Here is a 15,916-nt window from a genome sequence, read left to right as displayed (position 1 = left end):
TATGTGGGTCCTGGAGTCTCGATGCTTACATCCGACCCCAACAAGATGAGCTATGATATTGGTGAACTGGATGGCAGCATCCGGGAAAGGACAAAAAAAGTTGCCGAACTGTTAAACCTTTCAGCAGAGACCATTATTGTGCCAAATTTGGCTGGAATTCGTTGGACTAAATTAATTGTTAATGCCACCATGAGTGGTATGTCTGCAGCCTTGGGCTGTACGTACGGCGACATCTTAGATCATGAAAAAGCGCTTGCCTGTGCAGCTCACATAGGTAACGAGACCCTTGAAATTGTTAAAGCCAGAGGTATTAAATTGGAGCCTCTCCAGGGACATGACCTGAGTGGTTTGGCCTTCGAGAACAAGAAAGAACGGGCTGCGAAATACCCTTACTATAAGGCCGTCTATTCACCACACCGTCTGTTAAAGGCCAGTATGCTCCAGGACCTGGAGAAAGGTTTAAAGACAGAAATTGATGCGATTGATGGCGTTATTTCCGATTGGGGTAAGAAGCTGGGTATTGCTACTCCAATCAGTGATAAAGTCGTGGAAATAGTTAAGGGCATCGAAACAGGTAAGTACACTTATAAGATTGAGAACCTTGATATGTTTGAGCTGCCTGAAATTCCAGAAGCTTAGATTAAAGATGAACCATAGATAACAAGGAGGAACATAAAATGGCCGTAGCATCAACGAAACGAATCATCTGCTGTGCAATTACCGGGTCTATTCATGTACCTAGTCAGTCACCTTATCTTCCAATCACTCCGGACCAAATAGCTCAAAACGCAATTGATGCTGCAAATGCAGGGGCAGCTATAGTCCATATCCATGCCCGTAATCCTGAAACAGGGCAGCCTTCCGCTGATCTGGAACTGTATCGTGAGATTGTGGGCAAAATCCGGGCCCAGAATCAAGAAGTAGTCATCTGTCTTACCACTGGTGGTGGTGCAGGCATGACCGTAGAGCAACGAGTAGCTGTCGTTCCCGAATTCAAGCCTGAATTGGCTTCTATGAATGCTGGTTCTATCAACTGGGGCTTGTTCCCTGTCGCAGACAAGATTAAAGATTTCAAGTTCCCTTGGGAGCCTGCCATGCTTAATATGACGAAGAGCTTTATCTTTGAAAACACCTTTGCCGCGATGGAAACCATGACTTCAATTATGAATGAAAACGGAACCAAACCTGAACTGGAAGTCTATGACGTGGGTCACCTGTACAGCATTGCTTATCTACTCCAGAAAGGGATTATAAAACCTCCCATTACTATGCAGTATGTAACCGGTATTTTAGGTGGCATCGGTTCAACTCCGTATGACATCATGAACCTGCATACTACAGCCGAAAGACTCTTTGGTACTGGCAAGTATAACTGGTCAGTAATCGGGGCTGGCAAAGCCGAATTCCCTGCTACTACAATGGCTCTTATTCTGGGCGGACACGTTAGAGTAGGTATGGAAGACAATTTATATCTAGGTAAAGGAGTCTTGGCTAAGAACAATGGTGAATTAGTGGCGAAGATGGTCAGGATCATGACTGAGTTAGACCTTCAACCTGCTACACCTGCTGAAGCCAGGGAATTACTGGCCTTGTCCAAATAGTAATTAATGTAGGGAAAGGATAGCAACTCCAGCTATCCTGTGCTCCCAAGTTATTGATAGAAGAGGTTGTCGGTTGTTATAGTGCTTCATTACAAACAGAGACACAAGTTGAATAAACAAGTGGTAAAAAGGAACCCTAGTCCGTACACGCGGATTAGATGAAGGGTTCCTTTTTATTCCTGAGGTGTTTAAGTTTTCTGACATTTCTACTTGAAAAATATCGCGCCATAGATTATAATGAGCATAAACAATCATGAATAATCACAAATGAGCATTTAAATAAGCGTAATGACCTCAATAAGTGAGCAAGAACGATAATCCAACGGATGAGGAAGGTCATGCATATGTTTGCTGAAGAGCGCAAAGCGGAGATCTTGCAACTAGTGGAATCCGGTAAACCAGTCAAAGTAGGAGATTTGAGCGAAAAATTTGAAGTTTCCGAATCGACGGTACGTCGGGATTTGCAGGAATTGGAGAATGTCGGGTTGATCCAAAGAACTCATGGAGGGGCAATTTCTATTCAATCAAGTTTAGAGTTGAGTTATCAAGAGAAAGAAATCCTCTTTTATGACGAAAAACAAAAAATTGCCAAAGCGGCAGTTGATCTGGTTAAGGATGGAGAAACGGTATTTTTGGATACAGGAACAACCACGCTGCAAATAGCTTACGCCCTGAGGGGGAAAACGATCACGGTCGCTACCAATAGTATGGATATCGCTCAAGTTTTTGCGGATGAGCCCCAAGTCGAAGTGATTGTCTTAGGGGGGAGTTTAAGGAAAAGTATTCGTTCCCTGGTGGGGTTCTTGACTAATGAGATGCTAGCAAGTCTTCATTTTGACAAAGTATTTTTGGCAGCCAATGCTGTTGACCCCGATCTTGGGGTAACCACTCCCAATCTAATTGAAGCGGAAACCAAACGACACATGGTGAAGGCGGGCAAAGAGGTCATTTTGGTAGTGGATCACTCGAAACTCTGGGAAAAAACGCTGTGTAAGATTTGTAGTCTGAGTGAGATCAATTTACTCCTGACCGATGATGGGTTAGAGGAAGCGGATGTAAAAAGGTTAAGCCAGTATGTCCAAGTGCAGATTGCTGATTAGCTGAAGGGAGGTACTCATGAACAAGCAAAAACTGGCGCAGATTGTCACAATAACTCTCAATCCTGCAGTTGATCAAACCCTTAATTTTACACAATTTCATGTCGGGCAAGTTAATAGAGTTGGCAAAGAACGCTTAGATCCTGCAGGAAAGGGTATAAATGTTGCCAAGGTTATCAAAAGTTTAGGCCAGGACGTGGTGGTAAGCGGTTTTTTAGGACGAGACAATGCCAATATTTTCGAACACTATTTTCAAGCTCAAGAAATTTCTAACCATTTTATTAAAGTAGATGGGGCGACTAGAGTAAACACTAAAATCGTCGATGAGGCAAGTGGGCTAGTAACCGAAATTAATTTTCCAGGTATCCATTGCAACACTTCAAATTTACATGAACTTGAGAACATCATTAAGCAGTTGGCAGTAGAATCTAAGCTTTTTGTGCTATCTGGGAGCTTGCCAGAGGAAGCACCGTTAGATATATACCGGAAGTTTATTGAAATCCTGAAGAGTTATGATTGCAAGGTCTTTCTTGATACCAGTGGAAGCGCTCTGACAGAGGGAATCAAAGCAAAACCCTATGCCATCAAACCCAATATAGATGAATTGAAGCAGTTAATGGGCCATTCCGTGGAGCAAGAACTAGATGTATTAAAAGCGATTGATACGCTAATTTCCGGCGGGATTGCTAAAGTCGTGATTTCACTGGGAGGAAAAGGGGCGGTGGTCGCAGACCGATCGCAGCGCTTGATAGTTCGTCCACTCGATGTCAGGGTTAGCAGTACGGTAGGGGCTGGGGATGCTCTGGTAGCGGGGTTAGTATATGGAGAAGCCCAGGGAATGTCACTAGAACAACAAGCTCGATGGGCGACAGCCGTTGCCGCTGCCTCGGTTGCCCAACCCGGAACTCAAGCTGGGAAATTCAATGATGTGGAAAAACAGTTACCAAACGTAATAATAGAAGAATTGAAGGAGTGTAAATTATGAAAATTACGGACCTATTGGCAAATGAATCGATCATATTAGGTTTTAAGGCGGAGACCAAGGAAGAAGTTTGGGAAGGTCTGGCTCACAGCTTTCAGGAAATTGGCGCAGTTCATAATGTAGAGCAGTATTTGGCAGACGTTGCGATAAGGGAATCGAAGGGAACGACCGGAGTAGGGTTTGGGGTAGCCATTCCTCATGCCAAATCTGAAGGGGTTACTAGGCCGGCCTTGGCCATGGCTCGTCTGGAAAAGGGAGTTGATGTTCAGTCGATGGATGATTCCCAAGCGGATCTCTTTTTCCTCATTGCAGCGCCCATCCACGGAGAGGATATTCACTTGCGTGCTCTGTCAAAATTGGCGAGGTTGCTCATGCATGGTTCGTTTCTGGAGTCTCTCAGAGTCGCTAAAACCCAGGCAGAAGTCAAGGCGGTTATTGAAGCACACGAGAGTTAAGAGTAATAAAAAGAGGGGGAGTTTTTATGAAATTTGTTGCTATTACATCCTGCCCTACGGGTATCGCTCATACCTATATGGCAGCAGAGGCCCTTCAAGTGGCCGCACGGGAAATGGGACATGATATAAAAGTCGAGACCCAAGGGTCTGTCGGTGTGGAAAACGTTCTTACTCCAGAAGATTTGGCACAAGCAAAGGCAGTCATTATTGCTGCAGACACGTCGGTCGACAAGAGCAGATTCGCGGGAATGACGGTTATTGAAGTCTCAACGAAAGATGCGATTAAAGACGCTCTAGGGTTACTCACCAGGGCTGTTAATGCTAAGGGAAGTTCAAAAAGTCCGGCGGATCAGGTTACTCAGGGTAAACCCGAGGGTAAGGAAACTAAGACCGGTGTTTATAAACACCTAATGACAGGTGTGTCTTATATGATTCCTTTCGTGGTGGCAGGGGGTTTGCTAATTGCTTTAGGTTTTGCCTTTGGTGGTATCTATGTTTACGAAGTTCCAGGAAGTTTTGGGGAAACGCTATTCTCAGCTGGTAAAGCCGCCTTTGCGTTGATGGTTCCAGTCTTAGGAGCCTATATTGCCTTTTCGATCGCAGACAGACCTGGTATCGTACCTGGTATGATTGGCGGCTTAATTGCAGCGAATAATGGATCAGGATTCTTAGGCGCCATGGTTGCCGGTTTTGCGGCGGGTTATACAGTTCTTGCGATTAAAAAGTTTATTAAGCTTCCGAAATCCCTGCAAGGATTAATGCCAATCCTGATTATCCCGGTGCTCTCAACAGCCATCATGGGCTTGCTGATGGTCTATGTGATTGGTAAACCTATGACTTCATTTAACACGGGCTTAGCAGCCTGGTTAACCTCCTTAAGCGGTACAAACGCTGCGTTACTGGGCATTATATTGGGTGCAATGATGGCTTTTGACATGGGTGGTCCGGTCAATAAAGCCGCTTACACGTTTGGAGCCGCTTCTGTAGCAAGTGGTAACCCATCTGCGATCATGGCTGCAGTGATGATCTCTGGAATGGTGCCTCCCCTGGCCATAGCTCTTTCAACGGTGATGACGAAGACGAAATATACTCTGGAAGAGAGAGAAGCTGGCAAGGCTAATTGGGCACTGGGTTTATCCTTTATCACGGAAGGCGCCATTCCTTTTGCAGCAGCAGATCCCTTGAGAGTTATGCCCTCCATCATGATTGGCTCGGCAGTTGCTGGGGGGATATCGATGGCGTTTGGGAGTACGATCATCGTGCCCCATGGTGGGATATGGGTCTTAGCAATTCCACATGTTGTGACCAATTTGGTACCGTATATTCTAGCTTTGGTCGCAGGAACCATTGTATCAGCCTCAGTCCTTTCAGTCGTGAAAAAACCAGTCTCAGAATAGATATCCATGGGGAGGTATAAGCAATGATTACCAAAGAAATTACGATTACGAACAGTTCAGGGCTTCATGCTAGACCGGCTTCTTTATGGGTCCAGATGGCTAGCCGTTATCAAAGCAGCATTATAATTAAAGCCAACGATTCTGAGGTTAATGGTAAAAGTATTTTAGGGATTCTTTCGCTTGGGTTAACTGCCGGAAGTAAATTTGAATTGATTGTGGACGGAGAAGATGAACAGGAAGCAGCCGGGAATTTAGAAGCCCTCGTCATAAACTTAGAAAACCAGGGTGAGTAAGATGGATATGGATAAAAACTCTTGGCGTGGTCTTGGGGTATCTTCGGGTCGAGCCGCGGGCGAAGTTTGGATCCTGAAGGCTTTTATGTCGGAGCTGCCTCGTGAGCATGAGAGTGAGATCTATGCGGAACAAGAATTGGCACGTTTGCAGAAGGCCGTTGAACTCACCAACCAAAGACTTACCCAATATGAGCAACAAGTTCGGACTGAAAAAGGGGATGAGTTTGCTCAGATCTTTACAGCCCATAAACTTATGCTCACGGATCCTGCTTTCGTGGGTGAGGCCCAAAAACGTATTTTATCTAAGAATTTACTAGCTGAGCAAGCGCTGAAAGAAGTAGCTGCTGAAGCGGTTCAGATGCTGAAAAATATTCCAGACCCGTATTTCCAGGAACGCGCTGTCGACGTGCAAGATGTGTTGGAGCAGTTGCTACGAAATTTACTTGGTTCCCAAGGGTCCGGTGTCGTTTCTTTCCCAAAAATAGGAAGTTGGATCGTTGTGGCTGAAGAACTTACTCCGGCCCAAACCATTTCGTTACCAAAGGATCGAGTGCTTGGTTTCATCGTGCGCAAAGGAGGAAAAACGTCCCATGCTGCAATTCTGGCGCGGACTTACGGGATTCCGGCAGTTACAGGTGTTGACGGTTCATGGGAGGAATTGACAGACTTAAAGTGGATTGAACTGGACGGGGATAAAGGGTGGGTCAAGAGATCTCCAGAGGGTATTACCACTACGCAACGAGATGATTTGGGCGAAGTAGAACAGGAGGGTGTAACTGGGGCTATCTTGGGGAACATCGTCCTGGCCGCCAATGTCGGAAGTCCGGCGGATTTGCCACTAGTACAGAAATTTAAAGCTCAGGGAGTTGGGCTTTACCGCACTGAATTTTTGTTTATGGGTGATGAACTTCCTTCCGAGGAAGAACAGGTCGAGGCTTACAGCCAAGTGATTGCAGCCTGTGCTCCTCATCAGACCGTTATTCGAACGTTGGATATTGGCGGAGATAAAACAGCGCCGGCCTTAAAGTTACCTAAGGAACAAAATCCTTTCCTGGGTGTAAGGGCCTTGCGCCTGTGCTTGCGCAGTCCAGAAATCTTTCGTGTTCAGCTTCGGGCTATCTGGCGTGCTTCGGCTGCGGGACCGTCTGCCGTCATGTTTCCAATGATTGCAACGCTTGAGGAATTGGTACAGGCCAAGGAACTACTCTTTTTAGCCCGGGACGAAGTTGTACAAGAAGGATATGCCGTGGGCAAACTTGAAGTAGGCATCATGATCGAAATTCCAGCTGCGGCCTGGAATGCCAAGAGGTTAGCCACAGAAGTTGATTTCTTTAGTATTGGTACGAATGATCTGACCCAGTATATGTTGGCGGTGGACCGAGACAATAATGAACTGGTTGACTTGTATCAACCTCATCACCCTGCAGTATTGGGTATAATTGCCCGAGTGAGCCAAGCGGCAGAAAAAGCCGGCATTTGGGTAGGAGTTTGCGGTGAGGCCGGAGGGGACAGTTTATTGGCGCCTTTCTTTGCGGCCGTAGGGATCAAGGAACTAAGTATGGCGCCGGGATCATTACCCAAAGTTCGCCAAGCTTTGCTCAAGTTAACCTTTGATGCTGTGGGAAAACAGACGTTGGTGGATACCGTTCTGGATTGTTCCACTGCTGCGGAGGTAATAGACCAATTAAAAAAATTTGTTGGATAAAAGCCCGAGGCGCGATTGTGCAAGTCTAGGGGACAGGGAGGATTATTTAACAAGGGTTGAATTTTTAAGATTCAACCCTTGTTGTTCGTTAATCTGGAATTGTATGTAAATGAGTTCAGTGAGACTCCCACTTCTACAAGTGGGAGTGGTACCCCGTACTTTACTTAGGTGGGGGGAGACTCCCCCACCTAAGTCTCGATGTTCAACTTTAGTTGAACGAGTTCACTTTGAAAGAAGGCGGAAAATTGCTTACAGTAAACCAATTGATTGAAGAATTCAAATTGGAGGTTATAGCAGGGCAGGAGGAATTAAGCAAAGAAATTTCGGAATATAGCTTAAAACGTCCAAGTGCCGAATTGGTGGGATATTTAAAGCATTTGTCTCCCAAACGTATTCAAGTTTACGGGCGGACTGAATTAGGGCTAATCCAGCAATTTGAAGATTCCGTGCGCCGCGAACATCTTGCGCAAGTGATGGTTGCAGAAGTCCCCTGTGTGATTATTACGCGGGGTTTACCGATTCCCCATGAGTTTGTCGAGTTAGCCGTTGAGCGGAAGATTCCTCTCTTAACAACTCACCGATCGACGACCCAACTTTTTTATCTCTTAATCCGTTACCTCACGAACCAGTTAGCTCCCAGTACTCTGGTGCACGGAGTATTAGTCGATGTATACGGCGTCGGTGTTTTGATTACCGGTGAAAGTGGAATTGGAAAAAGTGAGGCGGCTTTAGAGTTAATCAAAAGCGGGCACTTGTTGGTTGCCGATGATGCCGTGCAAGTCCGCCGGGTTGATGAAGAAAATTTGAGGGGCACTGCCCCAAGCCGAATACGGCATCTGATGGAGGTGCGAGGGTTAGGAATTCTGGACGTGACGACCTTATTTGGAGCGGGTGCCGTTCGGGAGGAAAAAGATATTCAGTTTATTGTACACCTGGAAGAATGGCAGCAAGAAAAAATTTACGACCGTCTAGGGATTGATCCACCTCAGACCCGTCAGATCTTAGGGATCTCCATTCCGGAGATTACCGTTCCGGTTCGTCCGGGACGTAATCTGGCCACGATTATTGAAGTTGCAGTAATGCAAAATAGACTTAGATCGGTCAATAGGCAAGGGACTGCCTCTTCATAAAAATTTAATTTTTATTTTGAGGCAGCCCCTTTTTTTATGCAATAGGTAGAATTCAATTACTCTTCAGTAATGAATAAGAATTTAAAAATTATTGATGTACAAGAAATGCATTAAAAAGAGGCTGTCCGAGGATTCGGGCAGCCTCTGAATTTTCCAGGTACACTTGGTTATGCCTTGCAATTCTCCGACTGGTTTAATTCCAATGCGCTTATTTTCTTAACCCGTCCGATAATCAGACCAAGGATTGAAACAAGTAAACCGGAAAGGATGAATATAAAACCGATGCCCCTTCCTTGCCCTGTTCCGATGATCCGCCCAACAGTTTGGGCCAGCGCCCCATCCGGATAAAACAGCGGGTTAAACAGGTAATCTGCTAAAAAACCTGCTGACCCAAATGCCAGTATATAACCCACTTGTGAAATGGCATAAACCATAGACCATACCCTTCCCTGCCTTTCATTATCGACATTCGTTCGAATAAGAACCTCCAGGGTTGTATTCACAAACGGGAGCGTGCTGAAAAAGAGGAAAGTAAAAATGGCGATTAACACAACTGTTGTGAATACGCCCATGAGGGCATAAAACAGACCGGCAAGAACAAGAAACAAGGAAAGTATGAATACCTTGCTTTTCTTTATTCCGAATAACCCAATAAACAGGCTGCTTACAAGCATTCCTGACGCCGATACGGAAAGGGTAATACCCAGAGTTTTGGAATCGGTCAACGACAGCATCATGGGCCCAAACAGCGATTGAATTAACCCTACATAAAAGCAAACCATTGAGGTTAGCAAAACCAACCATAAAATCCCTTTCTGGGAGAAGATGTATCGGAAGGAATCGGTTACATCATGGAGGAATTTCTGCTTTTCATGATTTTGGAGAGAGATATCCTGCTTTTTATGCTTTTGAGGAGCGGCATCCTGCTTCTTAATCATAAACACGGCTGTAACAGCAATCAGGAAAGTCATGATATCAATGATTAAAACGAGTTTTATATTAAAAACACTAATAAGGAACCCTGCAATAATCGGAGATATAAGATATTGAGCCGATCCTGCCAATTGAATAAGCCCGCTTGCCTGGGAATATAACTCTTCTGAAACCAGATCGGAGACGGCAGCCTTATAGGCGGGGTTTTGAATAGCCGCAAATACCGAACTCATTGCTACTCCAAGATAAATCTGCCATAATTCAAGACTTCCCGACGACATGACAAGCAGAATGAATAATAGACCACCTATGGCACCCGCATCCCCCAAGATCATCATCTTCTTGCGATCAAATCTGTCTGCCAGCACCCCACCAAACGGAAGCAAAATGAAGGTCGGCAGAAATGCGAAAAGAATGATTAAAGAATAGCTCGTGGCAGATTGAGTCTTCTGAAAGACATAGATTCCCAATGCAAAAGCTGTAAGTCCAGTCCCTATAGCCGAAAGCAACTGCCCTGACCAGATAATCAGAAATCTTCTAAACGTTTTATCCTGAGTATTCATCTCTTTTGCCCTCTTTCGCAATCATTAAAAACCAAAAGGTTATAATTTTACCATACAGGATGCCTTCTTTATGGGAAAAAACATCTCTTTGTCTAATATAACAATAACAGCAACAACAACAGCGAGAACCACAGTTTCAATACACTTTGTCGTCTGAGACATAGCCAATATCTCCTGTGACATATTGGCAATAAAGTGGAAGAGAATCGCTGCGATAACACTTTTTCTGTTTTTTATGCAAATCCAACTGATAATCACGCCCATAGGGATGATGCTTACGTAAAAGTTCACACCAAACCAGATGCTTTCGTGAAAAATTTCATACTGATAGGAGTTATTGACAAGAATGAGGGGAAGGTGCCAGAGCGACCAGATTATGCTGAACATAATCGATGCCGTTAATAAGTTATACCGACTCTGCAGACTGTCAAATGCATATCCTCTCCAGCCAAGCTCTTCAAAACTTGCGGCAAGTAAAAGCAGGAGCAATACTGGGACAAAACCTGATGAAAAAGAGAACCCATCAGCAAATTGGAACTGGGAAATCGATCCTCCTAAGGGTAAAGAAAGAACGATCGATGCCAGCACAGATAGCGGCATTATTAAAAGAAATGCCGGCAACATCTTCAGTTGGATTAGTCTCGGATTGATAAGACGGTTGAGAAAATCCCTTTTTAAATCGGAATCTTTCGATGTCGCAATCATCCCAAGAGAGATAAGAAAAGGCGCCATCAATCCAGGAAGCATAAATAGCATATACAGTTCGCTTATGTCATCCTGAAAACTTACATACGCTCCTGCAAACCAGAGGGCATAGGTTATTATAAAGGTCGTAACAAAATAGACTTTAGGGTTGTACTTGTAGATTGAAATCATCATTTCCTCCTTATTTTAATGACCATTGTCTTATCTTATTTTTCTAATTCACTAACAAAGCTGAATGAAAGCGGGAGTCTTAGCGGTGTTAGCTATCGGATAAATGAAAAGGAGCCCGGATTAGCGCCTAATGACCGTTCAATGATGGACTGCATGGATAGTTTCCGTTTCATTTCCTCTTCCTGATTCCACATGAAGAGGCCTGATTCCAGAAGAAATTGGGATCCTGCCAGTAGGAACTGTATGGTTTCCAGAGAATTTTCCACATTGAAAACAGATTCTATTTTGCCTTGTTCAATGACTTGAGCAAATACAGGAGAAATTTTAATTATAATTTCAATATTAATCCGCTCATGGAGTTCTCTGTTCTCAGGTCGATGCAGGTTTTCCATTAACTCGCTTTCTTTTTCCAAACTCTGGTTTTGCCCCCTCAGCATCTGCCGCATCTTATCCATAGCGCTCAGTTTAGGGTTATCTGCAATTCTTTTATAGTCTTCGCGGAATTGATCCACCATGGCGTGAACAAGTGCATCCAGAATATCTTCCTTAGACTTAAAGTAGTAATAAAAGGTCCCTTTCGCTACCCCCACCTGCTGAATGATAGCCTCCACGGTCGTATTAACATATCCCTGGTTTTTAAATAGCTCCCCGGCAACCGCTAGTATCTCATTTCGCCGTATCTTCGGATCTTTAACAACTCTTTTCATTAGAACCTCCTTGACTGACGGTCAGTTAATGATTAGACTTTACCATATGACTGACCGTCAGTCAATTATTTTTTAATAACTGCCTTCCAAAATACATAATATAGAAACCAGATTTTTACTTGTAGACATTGCCTCCATTAATTGCATAATCGGGAAGAATTATATATTTTAAGTCTGTACCTTTTATCAGTGAGATAAACAATATAATTTCGTTGGTCAGTTTCTACAACCGGCATCACAAAAATGTCTCTGTGTTTCGTATTTCCCTCCGGCCCGGCAAGGTTAAGGAGACAACTATCCCTACAGGAAGGAACGAGAGAACGGCTTAAAATTGTTTAAGCCGCTTTTTTATTTGAGGATAATGGTTATGTATAACGGTAATAGTGTGGAGGGAGTGCAGATGATGAAAAGTAACAATCCTGTATTTCGCTTCGATAATATGGTTACGCTTGCCAAGGGTAGGATCCCCGGTCAGGTAATTATCCAGTTCACAGATCGCTGTAATGCCAAATGCCCACAGTGAGTATTGAAATTCCACCATTACGGACGCGGCTTGATGACATCCCCTTGTTGATTGAACATTTCATCTCCAAAATTAACAAAGAACTTGGTTTGAATATTACGGGGATTGATAATGAAGTCATTAAACTATTCCAAGATTATCATTGGCCTGGTAATATCCGCGAATTGGAAAATACCATAGAAAGAGCCGCTAATTTAGCTTTACAAGGCAACCTAAAACTTGAACTTTTTGAACACTTTTTATTGCGTAAGGAGAAGGAGAGAAGTCGAAACGAAAATGAGGTTTGTCTTGAAACAGTAAGGGGCAAAGCTGAAAAAGAAACCATAGTTAGGGCGCTTGCCCAGACCAACGCCAATATAAGTATGGCCGCTAAGTTATTAAAAATAAATAGAAGCGTACTTTATGAAAAAATAAAAAAATATAATATAGGATAAAGATATGAACCCTACTTTCGATCACGACCGAAAGTAGAGTTTATATTCTGCTAAGAAACTGTCGGGTAATCCAGACAAGTGTTGGGTAATCAGACAGTTTTTTTGATCAGATAGTATGTTAAAAGGCCCAGAAGAAGCATGATTAGACGTTTAATCGTGCTTCTTCTTTTTGGCACGTTTATTGCGATAGAAATGTAAACGAGAAAACAAAAGGAGGTGATCGTGAGCAAAACTTAGAGAAAGGAGGGAATCGAGAAAAACACCAGTTATGAACCCATTTCTGCCAGTACATCCGGTCTGTAACCAGAACGAAATGACAAATACAACGATTTTTGAGGAGGATAAGTAATGTTAGGTGTTATGGGTGTGCTTATTGCCATCGCAGTCATTATTTTTATGGCCTATAAAGGCTGGGGTATCATTCCTGCTTCTCTTCTTTGTGCTCTAATCGTTATTTTAACCAACAATGGCGACATCTGGAAATCCCTCTCAGTGGATTATGTCAACGGATTTAAGTATTTTGCCGGTACCTATTTCTTAATCTTTGTTCTGGGCGCATTATTTGGTCAAGTTATGGGTGATAGCGGAAGTGCTAACTCTATTTCCTACAAGTTAATGGACAGGTTTGGTGAAGCCAGAGCCGTTCTTGTTGTGGCTTTGGCTACCTCCGTCCTTACCTACGGTGGAGTTAATCTATTCATAGTTATTTTTACTGTCTATCCTCTGGCTTTAATTCTCTTTAAGGCAGCTGATTTACCCAAGAGACTTATCGTAGCGACTGTTGGTATTGGAGCAGGAACCTTTACCATGACAGCTATGCCAGGATCTCCTTCTATTCAGAACCTCATCCCTGCTCAAGTATTGGGAACCACAGCAACGGCAGCTCCTTTGATGGGAATTATCTGCTCCCTATTCCTCTTCTGGGCAGGTGTCTGGTATGTGCAAAATCAGGCTAAAAAAGCTAAGGCTAATGGCGAACATTTTGTACCAGGTCCTCGTGACAATATGGATAAAATATCCTTGGCTGATGACAGTAAACTGCCCGATTGGAAAGTAGCTTTTTTACCTTTACTCGTCGTAATCGGCGTGATTTTTCTCCTGAAAGGGAAGATGGATGCTCTTTATGGGGTAAGCATCGCTCTAGCAGTTGGTATTAGTCTGACGTATGTGCTGAACTGGAAGCGTATTGAAAATCCCCTTAAGGCACTGAATGATGGTTGCTCAAACAGTGTGATGGCCCTCATCAATACTGCGGCTATTGTTGGCTTTGGTTTTGTAGTCCAGAACGTTCCAGCTTTCCAAGCGTTTATTAAATTTGCCTTGGGTATGAAATTCAATCCTTTGGTTTCCGAAGCCATCGCTGTTAACGTGATAGCTGGTATTACCGGTTCTGCCAGTGGTGGCTTGACCATCTTTATGAAAACTATGGGTCCTGCATTCCTGCAAAGTGGGATAAATCCCGAAGCTTTACACAGAGTTGCCTCGATTGCTTCCGGTGGTCTAGACTCCCTACCCCATTCCGGAGCGGTAATTACAATGTTGATGGTTATGGGTTTAAGCCATAAAGAAGCCTATAAAGATCTCGGTGTAGTGACTGTAATTATACCTCTTCTGGCAACCGCTTTGGCTATCGCTATCGGAATATTCTTATACTAAATTCCTTGGGCGCTGACTTGAAAATTGACGGCAATAAACTAGGTACTCATGTGGGCCTTGGCCCACATGAGTACCGGTAATAGAAACAAACAAGGAGGAGATATTATGCGCACTGCAATTATGGGTGTAGGGTCCTTGGGGACGATAGCCGGGGCTCTCATCACGAAAAATGGCGGAGACGTTATCCTAATTGATGCCAACAAAGAACATGTTAAAGCTTTAAACGAAAAAGGGGCTACTATTACAGGAACAATGGAGCTAAATATTCCTGTAAAAGCCATCACGCCTGATGAGATGACCGGAGTTTATGATGTGGTTCTATATCTGGTTAAACAAACGTATAACGAGGTTGCCTTAAAACAATTACTACCTCATCTGGGTCCCGACAGTGTCGTCTGTACTCTGCAAAATGGTGTTCCTGAGGAAGCCGTAGCAGAAATTATCGGTAAAGAGCGCACCTTAAGCGGGACTGTGGGCTGGGGAGCAACGTATGTGGGTCCTGGAGTCTCGATGCTTACATCCGACCCCAACAAGATGAGCTATGATATTGGTGAACTGGATGGCAGCATCCGGGAAAGGACAAAAAAAGTTGCCGAACTGAAGATGGTCAGGATCATGACTGAGTTAGACCTTCAACCTGCTACACCTGCTGAAGCCAGGGAATTACTGGCCCTGACCAGATAATAATAAATGTAGGCAAAGGATAGCATTTTAGCTATCCTTTGCTTCCAAGTTCTTTACAGGTTCTATGTCAAACAGATACCAGGAGTAGTAAAATTCCAAAATTATTCTATAATAGAGCCCCATCGCCCCTCCTGAACATCCATTAAAGGATTACAAGATGCAGCTTTAAACGCATGAAATATGGTAAACGTGGTCATAAACCAAAGGAGGAAAACATTGTGAATAAAGTAGCCGAGAGGGAAGAGGCTCTAGCTAGATTTACCGACAACCAATGGGTGATGATTGGTGGATTCCTAGGTACAGGAACTCCAGAGAGCCTGGTGGACGGTCTAGTGGAGAAGGGTGTTAAGAATCTTACGGTAATAGCCAATGATACAGCTTTTCCTGGTAAAGGCGTTGGTAAGTTGGTAGTCAATAAACAGACCAGCAAAGTCATTGTCTCTCATGTCGGCACTAACCCCGAAACAGGACGACAAATGCATGCCAAGGAGATGGAAGTGGAGTTGGTTCCTCAGGGCACTCTAGCGGAAAGAATACGTTCTGCAGGTGCTGGGCTTGGAGGCTTTCTTACCCCTACTGGTTTAGGAACTGTTGTCGAAGAAGGCAAAGATAAAATAACTAAAGGCGGAAGAACCTACCTTTTGGAGCTGCCTATAAAAGCCGATATCGCTCTAATAAAAGCCTGGAAAGCTGACAAATATGGCAACCTCGTCTATCGTCGTACTTCCAGAAACTTTAACCCCGTTATGGCAATGGCTGCAGATTTCGTGATTGTTGAAGCGGAAGAGATCGTCGAAATAGGGATGCTTGATCCTGATGAGATTATGACACCTGGTGCAGTCGTAGACATGATAATTAAGGGTTAAGGGGAGGAGTAAGA

17 protein-coding genes are annotated in these 15,916 nt (G+C 44.0%); 14 read left to right on the top strand and 3 right to left on the bottom strand.

Annotated elements, in window-relative coordinates:
* From E4K67_RS28650 to hprK, 9 genes are all read left to right on the top strand, one after another.
* A partial coding sequence (locus E4K67_RS28650; protein WP_206752236.1) for a ketopantoate reductase family protein occupies nucleotides 1–639 on the top strand: 639 nt, incomplete at its 5' end.
* A 38-nt stretch (nucleotides 640–677) separates the two neighbouring features.
* Complete coding sequence (locus tag E4K67_RS28645; RefSeq protein WP_135553008.1) at nucleotides 678–1,601, top strand: beta-keto acid cleavage family enzyme; 924 nt, start codon at nucleotides 678–680, stop codon at nucleotides 1,599–1,601.
* 344 nt (nucleotides 1,602–1,945) lie between these two features.
* Nucleotides 1,946–2,701 carry a DeoR/GlpR family DNA-binding transcription regulator gene (locus E4K67_RS28640; protein WP_135553017.1) on the top strand — a complete coding sequence of 252 codons (756 nt, stop codon included), beginning with the start codon at nucleotides 1,946–1,948 and terminating at the stop codon, nucleotides 2,699–2,701.
* Between the two features lie 16 nt (nucleotides 2,702–2,717).
* On the top strand, nucleotides 2,718–3,683 hold the full coding sequence (gene pfkB, locus E4K67_RS28635; protein WP_135553006.1) for a 1-phosphofructokinase: 966 nt from the start codon (nucleotides 2,718–2,720) through the stop codon (nucleotides 3,681–3,683).
* A complete protein-coding gene (locus E4K67_RS28630; protein WP_135553004.1) occupies nucleotides 3,680–4,135 on the top strand; it encodes a PTS sugar transporter subunit IIA in 456 nt (151 codons plus the stop codon). Before pfkB ends, E4K67_RS28630 begins: the two co-directional genes overlap by 4 nt.
* A 26-nt stretch (nucleotides 4,136–4,161) precedes the next feature.
* On the top strand, nucleotides 4,162–5,532 hold the full coding sequence (locus tag E4K67_RS28625; protein ID WP_135553002.1) for a PTS fructose transporter subunit IIC: 1,371 nt from the start codon (nucleotides 4,162–4,164) through the stop codon (nucleotides 5,530–5,532).
* A gap of 23 nt (nucleotides 5,533–5,555) precedes the next feature.
* Nucleotides 5,556–5,825: an HPr family phosphocarrier protein gene (locus E4K67_RS28620; protein ID WP_135553000.1), complete on the top strand. Its 270-nt coding sequence runs from the start codon at nucleotides 5,556–5,558 to the stop codon at nucleotides 5,823–5,825.
* A gap of 1 nt (nucleotide 5,826) precedes the next feature.
* Nucleotides 5,827–7,530 (top strand): phosphoenolpyruvate--protein phosphotransferase, encoded by a 1,704-nt coding sequence (gene ptsP, locus E4K67_RS28615; protein WP_135552998.1) that lies wholly within the window; start codon nucleotides 5,827–5,829, stop codon nucleotides 7,528–7,530.
* Between the two features lie 245 nt (nucleotides 7,531–7,775).
* Nucleotides 7,776–8,660: an HPr(Ser) kinase/phosphatase gene (hprK, locus tag E4K67_RS28610; RefSeq protein WP_135553015.1), complete on the top strand. Its 885-nt coding sequence runs from the start codon at nucleotides 7,776–7,778 to the stop codon at nucleotides 8,658–8,660.
* 167 nt (nucleotides 8,661–8,827) lie between these two features.
* Here hprK and E4K67_RS28605 read toward each other — a convergent pair whose 3' ends face one another.
* The 3 genes from E4K67_RS28605 to E4K67_RS28595 all read right to left on the bottom strand — a co-directional run bounded on the left by E4K67_RS28605 (nucleotide 8,828) and on the right by E4K67_RS28595 (nucleotide 11,739).
* Nucleotides 8,828–10,156, bottom strand: coding sequence for an MFS transporter (locus E4K67_RS28605; protein ID WP_135552996.1), 1,329 nt, complete (start codon nucleotides 10,154–10,156; stop codon nucleotides 8,828–8,830).
* Between the two features lie 39 nt (nucleotides 10,157–10,195).
* Nucleotides 10,196–11,035, bottom strand: a complete 840-nt coding sequence (gene mmrce1, locus E4K67_RS28600) for an MmRce1 family CPBP family CAAX prenyl protease (protein WP_199242682.1) — start codon at nucleotides 11,033–11,035, stop codon at nucleotides 10,196–10,198.
* A gap of 89 nt (nucleotides 11,036–11,124) precedes the next feature.
* Nucleotides 11,125–11,739, bottom strand: coding sequence for a TetR/AcrR family transcriptional regulator (locus E4K67_RS28595; RefSeq protein ID WP_135552994.1), 615 nt, complete (start codon nucleotides 11,737–11,739; stop codon nucleotides 11,125–11,127).
* A gap of 400 nt (nucleotides 11,740–12,139) precedes the next feature.
* On the opposite strand from E4K67_RS28595, the gene E4K67_RS31250 reads away from it, so the two are divergent.
* From E4K67_RS31250 to atoD, 5 genes are all read left to right on the top strand, one after another.
* Nucleotides 12,140–12,262: a hypothetical protein gene (locus E4K67_RS31250; protein WP_274594923.1), complete on the top strand. Its 123-nt coding sequence runs from the start codon at nucleotides 12,140–12,142 to the stop codon at nucleotides 12,260–12,262.
* Nucleotides 12,259–12,696 carry an AAA-type ATPase lid domain-containing protein gene (locus E4K67_RS28590; protein WP_158408606.1) on the top strand — a complete coding sequence of 146 codons (438 nt, stop codon included), beginning with the start codon at nucleotides 12,259–12,261 and terminating at the stop codon, nucleotides 12,694–12,696. Before E4K67_RS31250 ends, E4K67_RS28590 begins: the two co-directional genes overlap by 4 nt.
* A gap of 348 nt (nucleotides 12,697–13,044) precedes the next feature.
* Complete coding sequence (locus tag E4K67_RS28585) at nucleotides 13,045–14,352, top strand: GntP family permease (protein ID WP_135552990.1); 1,308 nt, start codon at nucleotides 13,045–13,047, stop codon at nucleotides 14,350–14,352.
* A 105-nt stretch (nucleotides 14,353–14,457) separates the two neighbouring features.
* A complete protein-coding gene (locus E4K67_RS28580; RefSeq protein WP_135552988.1) occupies nucleotides 14,458–15,036 on the top strand; it encodes a ketopantoate reductase family protein in 579 nt (192 codons plus the stop codon).
* A 218-nt stretch (nucleotides 15,037–15,254) separates the two neighbouring features.
* Entirely contained in the window at nucleotides 15,255–15,902 is a 648-nt protein-coding gene (atoD, locus tag E4K67_RS28575) for an acetate CoA-transferase subunit alpha (protein ID WP_274594922.1), read from the top strand.
* Nucleotides 15,903–15,916 lie beyond the last annotated feature (14 nt).

This window comes from Desulfosporosinus fructosivorans (assembly GCF_004766045.1).
Lineage (GTDB): Bacteria > Bacillota > Desulfitobacteriia > Desulfitobacteriales > Desulfitobacteriaceae > Desulfosporosinus > Desulfosporosinus fructosivorans.
Note: the sequence above shows the minus strand (reverse complement) of the source record. Positions and strands in the feature narration are given on the sequence as shown.

Excerpts from the sequence above, each read along its gene's own strand:
- E4K67_RS28645 (WP_135553008.1), top strand. The coding sequence starts at position 678 with ATGGCCGTAGCATCAACGAAACGAATCATCTGCTGTGCAATTACCGGG.
- E4K67_RS28640 (WP_135553017.1), top strand. The coding sequence starts at position 1,946 with ATGTTTGCTGAAGAGCGCAAAGCGGAGATCTTGCAACTAGTGGAATCC.
- pfkB (WP_135553006.1), top strand. The coding sequence starts at position 2,718 with ATGAACAAGCAAAAACTGGCGCAGATTGTCACAATAACTCTCAATCCT.
- E4K67_RS28630 (WP_135553004.1), top strand. The coding sequence starts at position 3,680 with ATGAAAATTACGGACCTATTGGCAAATGAATCGATCATATTAGGTTTT.
- E4K67_RS28625 (WP_135553002.1), top strand. The coding sequence starts at position 4,162 with ATGAAATTTGTTGCTATTACATCCTGCCCTACGGGTATCGCTCATACC.
- E4K67_RS28620 (WP_135553000.1), top strand. The coding sequence starts at position 5,556 with ATGATTACCAAAGAAATTACGATTACGAACAGTTCAGGGCTTCATGCT.
- ptsP (WP_135552998.1), top strand. The coding sequence starts at position 5,827 with ATGGATATGGATAAAAACTCTTGGCGTGGTCTTGGGGTATCTTCGGGT.
- E4K67_RS28605 (WP_135552996.1), bottom strand. The coding sequence starts at position 10,156 with ATGAATACTCAGGATAAAACGTTTAGAAGATTTCTGATTATCTGGTCA.
- mmrce1 (WP_199242682.1), bottom strand. The coding sequence starts at position 11,035 with ATGATGATTTCAATCTACAAGTACAACCCTAAAGTCTATTTTGTTACG.
- E4K67_RS28595 (WP_135552994.1), bottom strand. The coding sequence starts at position 11,739 with ATGAAAAGAGTTGTTAAAGATCCGAAGATACGGCGAAATGAGATACTA.
- E4K67_RS31250 (WP_274594923.1), top strand. The coding sequence starts at position 12,140 with ATGATGAAAAGTAACAATCCTGTATTTCGCTTCGATAATATGGTTACG.
- E4K67_RS28585 (WP_135552990.1), top strand. The coding sequence starts at position 13,045 with ATGTTAGGTGTTATGGGTGTGCTTATTGCCATCGCAGTCATTATTTTT.
- E4K67_RS28580 (WP_135552988.1), top strand. The coding sequence starts at position 14,458 with ATGCGCACTGCAATTATGGGTGTAGGGTCCTTGGGGACGATAGCCGGG.